This is a genomic window from Rhodopirellula sp. J20-39 (genome assembly GCF_057365095.1).
Window position 1 is genome coordinate 2,558,508 of record NZ_CP195123.1, and the last position, 15,245, is coordinate 2,573,752.

The 15,245-nt window shown below is 55.4% G+C and carries 10 protein-coding genes; 6 read left to right on the top strand and 4 right to left on the bottom strand.

What is annotated here, in order from left to right; all coding sequences use genetic code 11:
* The first annotated feature begins 92 nt into the window (after positions 1–92).
* The 5 genes from ACR3ZL_RS09240 (at position 93) to ACR3ZL_RS09260 (ending at position 6,949) form a co-directional block, all read left to right on the top strand.
* The gene (locus ACR3ZL_RS09240) at positions 93–1,106 is read left to right on the top strand and encodes a zinc-dependent alcohol dehydrogenase (protein WP_473648148.1); all 1,014 of its coding nucleotides are present in this window, start codon (positions 93–95) and stop codon (positions 1,104–1,106) included.
* Positions 1,107–1,174: 68 nt separating this feature from the next.
* Positions 1,175–1,945: an SDR family NAD(P)-dependent oxidoreductase gene (locus ACR3ZL_RS09245; protein WP_473648147.1), complete on the top strand. Its 771-nt coding sequence runs from the start codon at positions 1,175–1,177 to the stop codon at positions 1,943–1,945.
* Positions 1,946–2,094: 149 nt separating this feature from the next.
* On the top strand, positions 2,095–3,573 hold the full coding sequence (gene aldA, locus ACR3ZL_RS09250) for an aldehyde dehydrogenase (protein ID WP_473648146.1): 1,479 nt from the start codon (positions 2,095–2,097) through the stop codon (positions 3,571–3,573).
* A gap of 67 nt (positions 3,574–3,640) precedes the next feature.
* Positions 3,641–4,849: a mandelate racemase/muconate lactonizing enzyme family protein gene (locus tag ACR3ZL_RS09255; RefSeq protein WP_473648145.1), complete on the top strand. Its 1,209-nt coding sequence runs from the start codon at positions 3,641–3,643 to the stop codon at positions 4,847–4,849.
* A 144-nt stretch (positions 4,850–4,993) separates the two neighbouring features.
* Positions 4,994–6,949, top strand: a complete 1,956-nt coding sequence (locus ACR3ZL_RS09260; RefSeq protein WP_473648144.1) for a fructose-bisphosphatase class III — start codon at positions 4,994–4,996, stop codon at positions 6,947–6,949.
* A 52-nt stretch (positions 6,950–7,001) separates the two neighbouring features.
* Here the strand turns inward: ACR3ZL_RS09260 and ACR3ZL_RS09265 are convergent, their stop codons facing one another.
* Positions 7,002–10,268: an efflux RND transporter permease subunit gene (locus ACR3ZL_RS09265; protein ID WP_473648143.1), complete on the bottom strand. Its 3,267-nt coding sequence runs from the start codon at positions 10,266–10,268 to the stop codon at positions 7,002–7,004.
* A complete protein-coding gene (locus ACR3ZL_RS09270; protein WP_486173395.1) occupies positions 10,265–11,851 on the bottom strand; it encodes an efflux RND transporter periplasmic adaptor subunit in 1,587 nt (528 codons plus the stop codon). The genes ACR3ZL_RS09265 and ACR3ZL_RS09270 overlap by 4 nt, the downstream gene beginning before the upstream one ends.
* A 433-nt stretch (positions 11,852–12,284) precedes the next feature.
* Here ACR3ZL_RS09270 and ACR3ZL_RS09275 point away from each other — a divergent pair, with 433 nt between their 5' ends.
* Entirely contained in the window at positions 12,285–13,754 is a 1,470-nt protein-coding gene (locus tag ACR3ZL_RS09275; RefSeq protein WP_473648141.1) for a YHYH protein, read from the top strand.
* Positions 13,755–13,899: 145 nt separating this feature from the next.
* On the opposite strand, the gene ACR3ZL_RS09280 is transcribed toward ACR3ZL_RS09275, so the two are convergent.
* The gene (locus tag ACR3ZL_RS09280) at positions 13,900–14,505 is read right to left on the bottom strand and encodes a hypothetical protein (protein WP_486173396.1); all 606 of its coding nucleotides are present in this window, start codon (positions 14,503–14,505) and stop codon (positions 13,900–13,902) included.
* A 168-nt stretch (positions 14,506–14,673) separates the two neighbouring features.
* On the bottom strand, positions 14,674–15,090 hold the full coding sequence (locus ACR3ZL_RS09285) for a hypothetical protein (RefSeq protein ID WP_473648139.1): 417 nt from the start codon (positions 15,088–15,090) through the stop codon (positions 14,674–14,676).
* Positions 15,091–15,245: the final 155 nt, after the last annotated feature.

Below are 15,245 nucleotides of genomic sequence, written 5' to 3' on the forward strand. Positions count from 1 at the left end.
GGTCACAGGAACTCACGCAGGCGAGCGGTCTGCGCGGATTGAACGACACGACGATCGATGGGCGCTTCGCCCCTTCACTACAAAAAGAAAACATGAAATCTGCTCAATACAAAGGCAACCGCGAAGTTGCCGTCGGAATCAGCGAAGCGATCAAGCCAGGTCCTGGCGAGGCTCGTTTGGAAGTCGCGTTTTGTGGAATTTGCGGAACCGATATTCATATCTTTCATGGTTCCATGGACCAGCGGGTAAGTAACCCGCAGATCATCGGACATGAAGCATCGGCGACCGTTGCCGAAGTCGGCGAAGGTGTGACATCGGTTGCGGTAGGTGATCGCGTCGCGGTGCGTCCGTTGTGTTTCGGAGAGCCGTCCAGTTTCGACAATGGCCATGCACACGTTGGTAAGAACCTGAAGTTCATTGGCATTGATATGCCAGGCGGGATGCAGTCGTCGTGGACCGTGCCGGCATACACGCTGCACGCGTTGCCTGAATCATTAAGTCTGCAGCACGGTGCCATGATCGAACCCGCCGCTGTTGCCTGCCATGACGTGCGTCTGGGTGAGGTCGTTGCAGGCGAAACATGCGTGGTGATCGGTGGCGGCCCCATCGGTTTGTTGATTGGTTTAGTCGCGATGGAAAAGGGTGCGAAGGTCATCTTGTCGGAAGTGAATCCATCACGATTGGAACTTGCCAAGTCATTGGGGTTTGAAGTTGTTGATCCAACCAAGCAAAACCTTCCGGAAGCGGTTAGTGAAATTACCGACGGAAAGATGGCGGACTGTGTGTTTGAAGTTTCAGGTTCGGCGCCGGGTGTGGAAGTCATGACGGAACTGCCCAACGTGCGGGGCCGTATCGTGATGGTCGCGATTCATCCGCAACCCAAACCGGTGAACTTGTTCAAGTTCTTCTGGTCCGAAATCAAGATGATCGGTGCTCGACTTTACGAGCAGGAAGACTTCGACGAAGCGATTCAATTGGCCGGTGATGGGAAGTTGCATCTGGACAAGCTGATCACCAAAGTCAATCCGATCGACCAGGTCCAGGAAACCTTTGAAGCCATCGACGCCAACCCTGACGGGATCAAATATCTGATTCAGTGCAGCTAGCACGGCGTCGGCGCATTGTGCTGACGAGCCTTTCACTTTATCTCCCCTTTTTCTCTTCTTTGCCGTTCATGACCACTCTTCAGAAATTCGATCTCACCGGAAAGACCGCACTCGTAACCGGCTGCAAACGTGGCATTGGTAAAGCGATGGCTGTGGGCTTAGCTGAAGCGGGGGCTGATGTCATCGGCGTTTCGGCGTCGCTAGAAACCAGCGGAAGCGATGTGGAGAAAGAGGTGGTTGCCACGGGACGATCGTTCACGGGCTATCAATGTGATTTCGCCGATCGTAAAGCGGTGTACGCCTTCATCGAATCAGTGAAATCAGCCCATCCTCAGATCGACATCCTGGTCAACAACGCCGGAACGATCTTGCGGACACCGGCTGCGGAGCATCCCGATGATTATTGGGACAAGGTGATGGAAGTGAACTTGAATACTCAGTTCGTTTTGTCACGCGAATTCGGCAAAGATATGATTGCTCGCGGTAGCGGGAAGGTCATCTTCACCGCATCGTTGCTCACGTTCCAGGGCGGCATCACCGTGCCGGGCTATGCGGCAAGCAAAGGCGGGATCGGTCAGTTGACGATGGCGTTGGCCAATGAGTGGGCCGGCAAAGGCGTCAACGTGAACGCGATCGCACCGGGCTACATCGCGACTGACAACACCGAGGCACTGCGAAACGATCCCGTACGCACCGAACAGATATTGGCTCGTATTCCGGCGGGGCGTTGGGGTGAGCCAGATGATTTTAAAGGACCGGTTGTTTTCCTGGCGTCCGAGGCCGCTGGGTACGTTCACGGGACGACGCTATTGGTCGACGGTGGCTGGATGGGACGGTAGAAGCACCATGCCACGTTAGGACGTTTCTTAGCGGTTGGTGGCTAACTTGATCGGCTCGGCGATCGAGCCGATTGGATGACCCAGTGGCATTCAGTGTCCCGGCTGGACGCATTCATTATTAAACATTTGCAATTCTTCAAGACTGAATCATGACCAACACAATGAAAGACACGATTGATGGTCGCGATCACTATCGCATGTACATCAATGGGCAATGGCACGAGTCGTCTTCGGGTGAAACGATTGAAGTCGCCAACCCGGCCAATGAAGAAATTTGTTACACCGTTCCGAAAGGAACCGTACAAGACGCCCAGCTTGCATTGGAATCCGCTCAAGCGGCCCAAGCGGCGTGGGCTGCGATGCCAGCGGTGGAACGCGGCAATATTTTGGCCAAGTTCGCGGACTTGATTCGAGCGAACCGAGAGGAATTCGCCAAAATCCTAACGACCGAGATGGGGAAGACGTACGCGTTGGCTTTGGGCGAAGTCGATGTCTCAGCGGACTTCATTAACTTTCCTGCCCAAGCGGCTCGCCGGATCGAGGGCGACATTTTGCCTTCGGATTTGCCCGGTGAACACATCATGATTCACAAGGTGCCCTACGGTGTAACCGTTGGTATCGCCGCCTGGAACTTCCCACTTGCATTGGCGTGTCGAAAGATCGGGCCGGCCCTGACGACGGGGAACGTGATGGTGGTCAAACCGTCGCCTGAATCGCCCGTGTCGCTGTTGGCTTTGGGTGAGCTAGCCAAAGAAGCTGGGATCCCCGATGGCGTTCTCAACCTAGTGACAGGACTCGGTCCGGTCATGGGCGAAGAACTTGTGACCAACCCCATTACCCGTTTGGTCACGATGACAGGATCGACCAAGACGGGCCAGCAAATCTTTCGCAAGTCAGCCGATCGTCTGACGGCGGTTCGGTTGGAATTGGGCGGGAAAGCACCCTTCATCTTGTTGGCCGATGGCGACGTTGATAAGGCAGTCGACGCGGCTGTCATGTCGCGGCATCTCAATAGCGGACAGGTTTGCACATGTCCCGAACGCTTCTACATCCACGATGCGGTTTACGACAAGTTTGTAGAGAAGTACACCGACGCCGTTTCTAAGTTGAAGATTGGCGATCCCATGGATTCCGCTACCGATATCGGACCCAAGGTCAACGCGTTTGAGACCGATAAGTTGGAAGAACTGGTCAACAAGGCAGTCGCCGACGGAGCCAAAGTGGTGATCGGTGGGAAGCGGCCTGAAGGTGAGCAGTTTGCCAAGGGGCATTGGTACGAGCCGACCATTCTTACCGATTGCAACAACAACATGGAAATCATGCGGTCGGAAGCTTTCGGTGTCGTCAGTCCGATCATGCGGGTGGGCAGTTACGAGGAAGCTTTGTCGCTCGCCAATGACACTGACTATGGATTGGCGGCGTTTTTATTCACCAACGATATGCGATTGATCCAGCGGGCTGTTCTTGAATTGGAATTCGGTGAGATTTATGTCAACCGACCCATGGGTGAACAGCGCCAAGGTTTTCACAACGGTCACAAGATGAGTGGTACCGGTGGGGAAGATGGTAAGTACGGTCTCGAAAACTATCTCGAGAAGAAAACGATGTACGTTAATTTTGCAGGCTAGTTTCTGACACACCCATGTGTCAGAACTGTTCGCGTGTTCGATGACAACACAGATAGAGAGATCAACTATGCATACTGAGAATCCACATCACATCGATTCGGTCGAAGCTTTTCGTGTTTCGAGTGAGGACGCCGTTGATGCATCTTCCCATGTCGAGCCAGCACCGAAATTGAATTGTGTGAATATCCAATCGATTCAGACACGCCTGTTTAATGTGCCATTGCCTTTTGTCATGGTGGATGCCAAGCACGGTAATCATCATTCGTTTCAATTAGTTACCGCGACGGTCACGTTGGAAGACGGCAGTACCGGGACGGGCTACACCTATACCGGTGGCAAGGGCGGGCATGCGATCGCGGCGATGATCCACCACGATATCGCCCCGGCACTAGTGGGGACCGATGGGGCCGACATCGCGGCCCGCTACGATCAACTGGAGTGGCATTTGCATTACGTCGCACGGGGCGGCATCGCATCGTTCGCCGTCAGTGCAGTCGATATTGCGTTGTGGGATTTGCGTGGCAAGCGGGAAGACAAGCCGTTGTGGCAAATGGCAGGTGGCGCGGATAGCCGATGTAAGGCTTACCGAGGTGGTATCGACTTGGGATTGTCCCAAGATGAATTGCTGGACAGCATTCGTGGTTTCCTTGATGCTGGTCACAATGGTGTGAAGATTAAGGTTGGCCGTCCGGACCGGGCGGAAGATTATGCTCGGGCTGCGGCCGTCCGTAAGCTGGTTGGCGACGATGTCGCTTTCATGGTGGATGCGAACTATGCGTTGTCGGTACCCGAAGCGATTGAATCCGCCAAAAGATTCCAAGAACACAACGTGTTGTGGTTCGAAGAACCGACGCTGCCGGACGATTACTTCGGGTTCGCTAAAATCGCCGACGCGACCGGTGTTCCACTCGCAATGGGCGAGAATCTGCACACCGAACACGAGTTTGGATTGGCGTTTGACCATGCCAAGTTGAGCTACATCCAGCCCGACGCTAGTAATTGTTGTGGGATCACTGGGTTCTTGAAAGTTTGCGAAATGTCTCGCACGCGAGGTGGCGGAATGCCGGTCTGCTCGCATGGGATGCAGGAATTGCATGTCAGCTTGGTCAGCGCACAACCCAATGCCGGATGGATCGAAGTGCATAGTTTCCCGATCGACCAATACACGACACGCCCATTGGTGATCGAGGACCACTTGGCGGTCGCCCCTGACACTCCTGGCACGGGCGTGGAATTCGACTGGAAGAAGCTAGAACCGCACGAAATCAAGTTCTAGTGCATCAGCAGCTCTTCTGGGTTTATGCACTACCCAATTGGTCGTTTTCTGGCGCTCTCCATTGTTCGCTGGATGCGGGGCAGGACTTTCGTGTAACAATAGGCGGATTCGATCTTCGATCCTCCCTATTTTGCCATTCTCGACATGTCGAACTCCCATCATTCGTTCAAACGCCCGGAAGCTGATCTAACGATTCTGGAGCTTTTGGCGTTGGAATATCCCAACGTCGACGCTGCGATTGCTGAAACAGCCCGTCTGGCTGCCGTGCAGACCTTGCCCAAAGGGGCGGTTCACGTGATCAGCGACATCCATGGGGAAGACAAAAAGCTGCAGCACGTTATCAACAACGCGTCGGGAACTCTGCGGCCGCTGGTCGAGGAGATTTTTTCGGACACGATGACGTCGGAGGAAATGGAAGAGTTCCTGACGCTCACGTTTTATCCCGCCGAGGTGACCAAGCGTCTGTCGCAATCGCTTGTCGATCCGGTTGAGATCAAAGCGTATGCCTTCCGAATGCTGAAGCCTCAGTTGGAGCTGTTGCGGTACTTGGTTTCGAACTTCAGCTTAAGATTGGCGTCGGGCGTGTTCCCGGCAGAATACCGTGAGCTGCTTTTGGAGATGCTGCACTCGCCATCGACCGAGCGGGGACCGGAGTTTGTCGGCGCGATCCTGGATGAATTGGTGCGGCGTGATCGTGCCTTGCACCTGATCCACCTGCTGGGGCGAGTGATCCGGAACCTGGCGGTTGATGAGTTGATTATTGGAGGTGATTGCTGGGACCGTGGGCCTCGCGGCGATCGAGTGATGGATTACCTGCGATTGCAGCCCAATGTGGAATTCATTTGGGGGAACCACGACGTGCTTTGGTTGGGCGCCTCGCTGGGCAACGAGGCGTTGATCTGTACCGTGCTGCGAGTGTCACTGCGGTACCGAAGATTGGGGCAATTGGACGAAGGGTACAGCGTACCGCTGACTCCGCTGGAGCATTTGGCACGAACCGTCTATGCAGACGATCCGGCGGTCAACTTCATGCCAAAGGGCGACGGCATGCGGCCCGCCGAAGTGGTCGCTCGGATGCAAAAAGCTGCCGCCGTGATGCAGTTCAAACTGGAAGGGCAGCTCATTGAGCGGAATCCCCACTGGGAGCTTGATCACCGACGGTTGATGCACCGAATTGACCACGAAAATGGCACCATCGAGATTGATGGCAACACGTATGAGTTACGCGACACGCTGTTCCCAACGGTCGATCCGGCCAACCCCTACGAATTGTCCACTGAAGAAGCGGATTGCTTGGCCCGTTTGAAACACTCGTTCTTGAAGAGCCAAAAGTTGCACGAGCAGATGCGGTTCATGGTCGGACACGGTTCGATGTATCTACGACGCGATGAGTGTCTCATCTTTCACGGTTGCGTACCGTCGGATAGCAGCGGGAATTTCTTGCCGCTATCAGTGGATGGCAAAATGCTTTCCGGACGAGCGTTGTATGAAGGAATCGAAAAGGTGGTCCGTCGGGCCGTTGTTGAATCTGAACAGTCCGACTTGGATTTCCTTTGGTACCTATGGAGCGGTCCTCGTTCGCCGCTGTTCGGCAAAGACCGAATCGCCACCTTGGAACGGGACTTTATCGAAGACAAGAAATCGCACCATGAGTCCAAAGATGCTTACTTCAATTTGATTCATGAAGTTGGCTATTGCGACAAAGTGTTGGCTGAGTTTGGGATGGCGACCGAAGATGGTTTGATCGTAAATGGCCACGTGCCGGTGAAAGTTGAAAAAGGCGAGTCGCCCCTGAAACGCAGCGGCAAGGCGATCACGATCGACGGCGCTTTCTCGGAAGCCTATGGCGACTACGGTTACACATTGGTGCTGGAGCCCGATCGGATTGTGTTGGCCGAACACTCTCACTTTGAATCGGTCGAATCTGCCATTCGTGATGGCGTCGACATCGTGCCCAAGGTTCAAAACATTCGAACTTTCGAAACGCCCCGCCAAACTCGCGATACCGAACGCGGCCAGCGAATTCAGCACCGTGTTGAAGTGCTGGAGCGTTTGATCGAGGCCTATCAAACCAATCGTCTACACGAAAAGTTTGCCTAGAAACGACTGCCCAGGGGAGTTCCGTGATTCTGATGAGCGATCGGCGTGATCGCTAAGCTGATACAGGATCGGATTCCTGTTCTGGCGGTGGCGATATCTTGGCGATCACCAGGTACATCACAGGAGCAAGCACGAGTACGACCATTGTGCTTAGTGCCAGTCCAAAGGTCAGGCTGGTGGCCATTGGCGAAACGACCTGGGCTTCCTTGGACCGTTCCAGCAAGATGGGCATCATGCCGGCACACGTGGTGACCGAGGTCAGCAAGACCGCTCGGAAGCGTCGACGTCCGCCATCAACGATGGCTTCGATCAACGGCAAACCATCGGCAACACGGCGGTTAATGAAGTCAACCAGCACGATAGAATCGTTCACCACAACACCGGCTAACGCGACGATGCCAAAGATACTGAAAAGAGTCAGATCAATGTCCATGACGATGTGACCGACGATGGCGCCGATGAATCCGAAGGGAATGATCGACAGGATCAGGATTGCTTGCCAGGACGAATTGAACTGAATTGTTAGCAGCAAGAACATCGCACCGAGGACGAAGAAAAAGCCCACCGTCAGACTATTGACGGTTTCGTCGGTCTGTTCTTGTTGACCGCCCCACTGCAGTTGAACGCCGGGGAATTCCTCTTTGAATTGGGGGACAAAGTTCGTTTTTAAGTCCGAGACCACGTTGAACGCGTTGCCTCGAGTTTCATCGACATCGGCAACGACGCCGATGGTTCGCATTTGGTTGATACGGCGAATTTCAGAATACCCGCGTTGCACATCGACTTCGGCAATCTCGTTGAGCGGTCTTTCTGTACGATCGGCACCGCGGATCCGAATGTCGTTAAAACTGACCAGCGTGTTGCGATCTTCCCGAGGGTAGCGAACTCGCAATGGGACCTCGTGCCGACCACGCTGCAATCGCATGACTTCTTCGCCGTAGTACGACGCACGAACGGTTCCGGCAACGTCGGCGAGGGAAACGCCCATGGCTTTGGCATCGTCGCGGACCTTGATCCGGTATTCCCATTTGCCTTGTCGCGTATCAGTGGCAATGTCTGAGACGTAAGGATATTCGGCGAGTTTGGATTTGCAGCGTTCGATCGCTTTGTCGAGCTCGCCGAGGTTTTCGGCCGTCGCCATAAGTCGCAATTCGATTGGCAGCGATGCGGGACCGCGTGGCGTGGCTCCAAAGGCGACCGCTTCCGCCCCCGGGAAGCGTCCCGATTCCGCTCGCCACATACGCACGATGTCGTCGCTAGATACGGTACGTTCGCCGATGTCATTGAGCTGGATAAAAAGGCCACCGATATGGCTTGCGACACTCGTGCCGACTTCGTCGCCGGATGAGCCGACTGTGCGTTGGACCGCTTGGACAAATCCGTTGGGATCGGTCGTTAGCTTTTCGTCGATGGAACGTTGATTGACTTTCATGATCGCTTCTTCGAGCCGCAGCGTGGCTTGGTTGGTCACGTCGACGGGAGTGCCGTCAGGATAAGTGACCTGCACAGTGATGAAACCGAAGTCGATTTTGGGAAGCAATAGAAACGGGACCATCCCGGAACGTACAACGCCGACCGAAAGGATCAGCATCCCGGCTAGCGTTGAAAGAATGATTGCCGGATTGCCGAGCGACCAACGCAAAACAGGCGTGTAAATACGATCGATAGTCCATGCCAGCAATCGAGACATGGCTGCGTTCGCTCGCTCCAGCAACCAGCCCAGCGGCCGTAGTGGATACAGCAAATAGGTCAGAGCATCGAGAAAACGGCTGCGTTTGTGAGAAAGGTGGGACGGCAAGATCGTCAGGCTTTCAATCATCGAAATGATCAGCATCGCACCGACGCACATTGGCAAGACGACGGTAAGCCGTTTGATGCGGCCTTCCATGTACATGATGGGCGCGAACGCGATGACCGTGGTTAAGATCGCCGTGATGACCGAGGGCATCACCTCATAAGCACCGTCGATGGCGGCTTGGTGATAACTCTTTCCGGTTTCGCGGTGAGCGTAGATGTTCTCGCCCACCACAATCGCGTCGTCCACGACGATGCCTAACGCGATCAAGAAGGCAAACATCGACGTCATGTTCAGCGTTTGGCCGCCGTAATACATGTAGATGCAGGCGCCGAGCAAGGACACGGGAATGCCCAGCATGACCCACCATGCTAGCCGCATTTCTAGAAACAACGCCAGCACGATGAACACCAGCACGAGTCCCATCCAGGCGTTCTTGCTGAGCAGGTTCAGTCGATTCTTGACGCTGGTGGAGCGATCACGCATATCGACCATCGTGTATCCAGCAGGCAGATTGCCTTTTTCACGCTGAACATAATCGCGGACTTCTTGCGAGACTTGGATCAAATCATCGGCGCTGGTTGTCTCGACAGAGACGAGCACAGCGGGACGGCCGTTGACTTCATTGATGCTGCCATCGACTGAAAATTCGTCACGCACTCGCCCGAGGTCGCCTACCGTTAAGACGGCACCACCGGGTTGGCTGACCAGTGGGATTTCTTCGATGCCGACGCCCGCGGTGCTTTTGTCGCTACCTCGCAATAGGATCTCTTGCGAACGGCCCCGCAGCGTTCCGCCGGGAAGCTCAACATTGTTGGCCCGCACGATCTCGGCAACGCTTTTGAGCGATAGGTTGTATTTGCGTAGCGTGTCTTCAGGGATTTCGATATCGATTTGGTAGTCCGGCGTTCCGACCAAGTCAGCCACGGATACCGACGGCAAGGCCAGCACCTCTTCGCGAACGCGTTCGGCAACGCGCCGCAGTGCCAACGCGGCTTCCGCTTTGATATCGTCCTTATCCTGCTTGGACGTACTCGGTGACGATGCGGCTTGGTCAGCGGCGATGACCTCGTCGATATCGGGGCCCATTACGGCGACACGAATCGCGGTCACGAAATTCGTGTCCATGCGAATGTCGGGCTTCTCGGCGAGTTCCGGGAAGCTTGGGATTTGCCCAATCAACGTGGTCACTTCTGTCAAAACACGTTGGGCGTCGTCTTGAGTTGAGTCCGGATCGAGTTCCAGTGTGACGCTGCCGAGTCCTTCTCGCGCTGACGAGGTCATTTCTTCGATGCCGTCGACAGTGCGAATCGACTCTTCAATCTTTTCTAGAATCCCCTCTTCGATTTCGTCTGGACTCGCGCCGGGATAGACCACCGACACGTTTAAAACGTAAAGCTCGAAGTCCGGCCAGAAATCTCGACGAAGCTGCGTCAGGCTATAGACGCCCATCAAGAGAATGCCCAGCATGACCACGTTCATGGCCTGCCAATTCTTCACTGACCATGCAATCAGACTTTTCATCCCGCCACCTTCGCGGCCGGAAGAGTCGAGCTTGAGGGAGCGTTCGCATCGAAGCTGAGTGACTCGTGTTGGTCAGGTGTTTCAGCGAGCTTGTTTGCTTGTTGAGGCGTTTCGGCTTGGGTACCGACTGGCATCCCGTCGGTCGGATCACTGATCGGCGAGACAATTACGGTGGTTTCGGACACGGATCCGATCGCGTCCGGTCGCTGCATTTCAACGACCAGTTCTCGGTCCATTCCCAATTCGCCAATACGACTGACAATCGTGATCGGAACGATGCGTAGTTTGCCGTCCACGTTTAGCCACAGACGGTTGCCGGGACGGATCGCGGTTTCGGAAACACGGAACAACGGACGGTTCGGTTCGGCTTGGATGGACACACCCACGAACATCCCACGAGTGAGACGACGTGCTCCTTGGCCGGAAGGTGTGGACTTGGGTGCGTCCACGCGAAACAGGCATGGGTAGGTTCGCGTGCTCTGGTCGATACCGGCCCCATCGAGTCGTTCCAACACAGCCGACCAGCGATGGGTTTCGTTCCCCAGTTCAAAAGTGATGGAAGCGGGAACGGCCGGAATTTGATCTTCGGTCGCTGCTGCTATCGTTTGCCCTGTGCGGGAATCTGGATTAGTGCGGCTGCTCCAAATCCAGAACATTTGGTCGGCCGTCAAACTGGCTCGGACTTCGACCGCAGCGACGTCTTCGATCGTGATGAACGTTGTACCGGTGGGGACAAACGATTGTTCTTCGACGGTCGAAGCGACAACGCGACCGTCGATAGGTGATCGAACGATGCATCGCGAAAGGTCCAGCCGAGCACGCTGCAAAAGGACTTCGGTGAGTGCTCGTTTCTGCGAAACCAGATTTTTCTGGGCAACCAGTTCACGCTGTTGGTTTTCCAGGCCGACCAGGGCGGCTTCGGCATTGAGTTCGGCGCGCTTGGCTGTGTCGACTTCCGACACCGACGCGGCTCGTTGGTTAACCAGCGAAGCGACCCGGCGACTTTCTTGGCGAGCGATATCGAGTTGTCGCAGCGCCAAATCAACGAGCTGTTTGGTGTTCTCGATGCTGACTTCCACCGAATTGACCTCGGCGGCTTCTTGCCGTGACAAGGCTTGCAGGCGTTTGACTTCCAGATCGTATTCGGTGGCATCCAGTTCAATCAGGATTTCGTCTTTGGAAACCGCACGGCCGGCGCGAACGTTTTCGGACATTTTTACGACCCGACCCGGGACTTCGGTCGAAAGTCGAATTTCTCGCAGCGGGACTACGACGCCGTTAACATCGATGTCGACTGAACCGTCGTGCAGTTGCAACGGATCCGTCGTGACGATCATCACCGCCGATTTTGGCGGTTTGGATCGGTTGGGGCGGGGGCGTTCGCCAAGAAAGGTATAGCCAAAAAAGGAAAGACCCAGCATGGCGGCCGAGATGAGCACGTTGGCGACGATACGAGTGGGACTTCGGTTTGATGGCGATTCATCATTATTCGAAGCCGCGTTCTCGCTTGTGGTGCCAGAACTCGTCGTCGGCCAATTTTCGGGGAGCGCCGGGGACTCCGTCGGTCGGTGATTTTGAGTCATGTGATGGATAGGTTCATGAACGGAATTTCACGTTGGATGACTATGTTTACTGCGTTTTTCTGCGGTAAAGATGCTTGGCTTGGACTGCGGACGCCCATCGTAGTTGCAGGCAAGGTGCCCGCCAGTGTGGAAACTCCAGTCGCGACGGTGAGTTCCTGTGAGGCACCGAAGTTCCCGTGATTGCGGCTGTTCGTGTTAGCAAACGCCCCTGTGGTAGCGGTCGTTCTCGTCTTTGCGAACGTCTCCGACAGAGCTCGGGGCGTAACTCGCTATTAAGGCAATGCGAGAAGTCGTTCTAGGCGGGGCCACTCAAAATGAACAGGGCCTTTGAGAGGCCCTTTGAGGGACGTTGTTACGCATTAAATACCGGAGTCGACCCGATCGGTTGGCTCTTTGCCCCACATTTTTTCACCATTGTAATTGGGAGTTTTCCTTGAAAAAGGCACTCATTGGCACCGCCGCCGTCGCTGTAGCGTCTGGCTTTACTCTGCTAGCAATTGCTCAACCGCCGGCACCACGTCTACATAAAGTCACACAAAAGGGAGTGCTTCGGCCCCTGCCAGCGACCTCAACCCCAAAAGTGGAGAACCAGGTCTCGATCAAAATCGAGGGCGATGACCGAGTGATCCGATCCAACGGGATTCCCAATCACAAAACGGGGCGATTTCCCAATCGTGGCAATCCCAATGCGATTTCGGTGCAGACCCATGAATACCGGGTGCCGGCGAACCCGAAGGTTGCTGCCCAGATTTCGCCGATGCGTGGCGAATTCGGTGTTGCCGTCAATGGTGTGCCCTTTGATCCTGGCGCTGGCGAATTCTATGATGGCGAACCTGGTTGGCAGTATGAACCTTTGTCCGGTGCAATCGCCTTGGGGATTGATGTCTCTCATGCCCACGTTCAGCCCACCGGGAAGTATCACTACCACGGCTTGCCGACCGGCTTGATCGATAGTGTAGAGGTCAAAGCAGGTGAGCACTCGCCGTTGATTGGCTGGGCGGCCGATGGCTTTCCGATCTATGCCGTCTACGGCTACAGCGATCCAAACGATGCTGCATCACCGGTGCAGAAGCTGACATCGAGCTATCGTTTAAGGAAGGGCAATCGGCCTGGAGGGAATGCACCTGATGGAAAATACGACGGTACCTTTGTGCGTGACTATGAATACGCCGCGGGCAGTGGCGACTTGGACGAGTGCAACGGCCGGCATACCGTCACGCCTGAATTTCCTGACGGGACCTATGCGTATTTCATGACGGAAGAATGGCCAGTCGTGCCACGAAATTACCGCGGCACGCCCAGTGCCGATTTTCAGCACGGCCCAGGTTCTGGTGCAGGTCGAAGTTCGGGATTCGGGGGCGGACCGCCACGCGATCGTCAGTCCGGAACGCAGCGAGGACCCGGACGCGGGATGAGGCCGGGGATGGGGCCACAAATGGGACCCGAGATGGAACACGAGATCGAACCAGGGACGAATCGACGGCCTGGTATGGATCGAGGTCCTGGATTTGACCGAGGACATGGCCCCACCATGGGCCAAGGACCAGCCATGGGGCTAGGGCCAGCTACGGGGCGAGGACCAGCTATGGGGCGAGGACCAGATGGACCGCCTCCGCCCGGCGAGGTTTTGCCTCACTTTGTCAGGGATTCGCTCGGACTAAGTGCCAGCCAAACGCGTCAGCTGGATGCGTTGCAAGCAACCGTGGATCAAGGTTTGAAGGAAATCTTGACCGCCGAACAACTGCGACAGCTTCAAGAGTTTGGGCCGCCAGGGCCTCCTGGACAAAACGGCCCCGATCATCGTCGTGGACCGCGGAATGATGGACCGGGGAACGATGGGCCGCCTTCTCGACCTGGCTTTGATCGCGATGCAGGGAACCGTAGGTCTCGTCCCAGTAGTTGATCCCGTAAACGCGTCGTTGACCTAAGCGATAAGCCGACCGCGGTCGGTCGATTGATCAATTGACTGAGCCGAGTCGAGCCGATTGAAGTCGTTTGGCCAGACTCTTCCGATTCAACGAATCGGCGAGATCAAGCCGCAGAACGTTTTAGGCCGTGGCATCCAGATTCCCGCCGCCACGTTTGATGTACAAACCGGGAAAGGTTTGCGTGCTCTCGGATTGTGTCGAGGATGAGGAAGCGGCTTCGCTTTCAGCTTGGGTTTCGAGCCATTCCAGCAAAGTTTCGATGTCCGTCGTTTCGCTGGTCTCGGAAGTTTCCGAGGTTGAGTCCGACTTTGGAGGCGGTGGCGGGCCACCTGCACCACGCGGGCCGCCGCCTCGACCGGTTCGGCCAGACTCGCTGGCTTGACCGGATTGTCCCGATGCCGAGTTGCCGCGTTGTCGACCGGTTCCGGGCGTACCCAGTTTGCTGATAAAACTTTCTCCATCAAGGCCGTTGCTGTCCAGCACGTCGCTCAGTGCCGCCTTCACATCGGTGGGGGACGGTTGCGAGCCGGCGGCTGCCAATGACGAAACCGCATCCTGCAGTTCCGACTTGATCTTGGTTTGGTCTTCGCTGGAGACGCCCTGTTCGTTCAAGAAGCTGGTTAACGATTGATCCAATCGCTCAGCCGGATTGCCGCCTTGGGGGCGACCGGTTGATTGCGTTTGGGTGTAGGCGTTGGAACTTTGGACGGAAGATATTGAGCTCATCACATTTCCTTTCGTGAAGTGTCGAATTGAGATGGGTGTACCGGTGAAAAGCGGTGTACCGGCTGCATGCGTGAATCAAGGATTCGTTGGGCCACGCTTTTTCGAGTTTTTCAGGTTCATCCAGTTTCACGGCAAAGGTCATTGGAAAGGGTGTCGGTTATGCCGGATCTACCAACCGTTTTGACCGTTGTCGAATCGGGGTGGCGGTGGAGGCGGCGGGAACTGGCCTTGTTCAGCCAGCCCATTTTGTTGGGCGGCGAAGTTATTCCGTTGTTGAACGCCCTGGTTTTGACCGTTGTTCTGGCTCTGCATCATCATTTGGCGCAACGCTGTTAACGCAGCCTGCAGTTCCGTCGCACTTAATTCTTCGCTGCCGTCGGTATCGAAGTTCGCGATCATCATGTTCGTCAATTCGACGATCGTGGGCATGTTGGTTGTGTTGGTATTAGCGTTCTGTTGCTGCATCTGGTTGAAGTTGCCTTGGTTCCCGCCCGGTGGTGGTGGCGGTGGGCCGCCACGCTGTGCCAGCACGTTGGAAGTTAAGCTGAGGACGCCGACCATGGCTAATGCGGGAATGAACTTCATGGGAAGCCTCGGTGAGTCGTGGGAAGAGATGCGTGTCTAACGGTAGGGGCGAATTGGTCAGCAAGTTGTCACAGTCCTAACCAAGAAAGTCTGGCTCGGTTGGATCTTCTCGGATTAGGCGGAGGTGTAGAGGGGCAAGCGATCGCTGATATCAG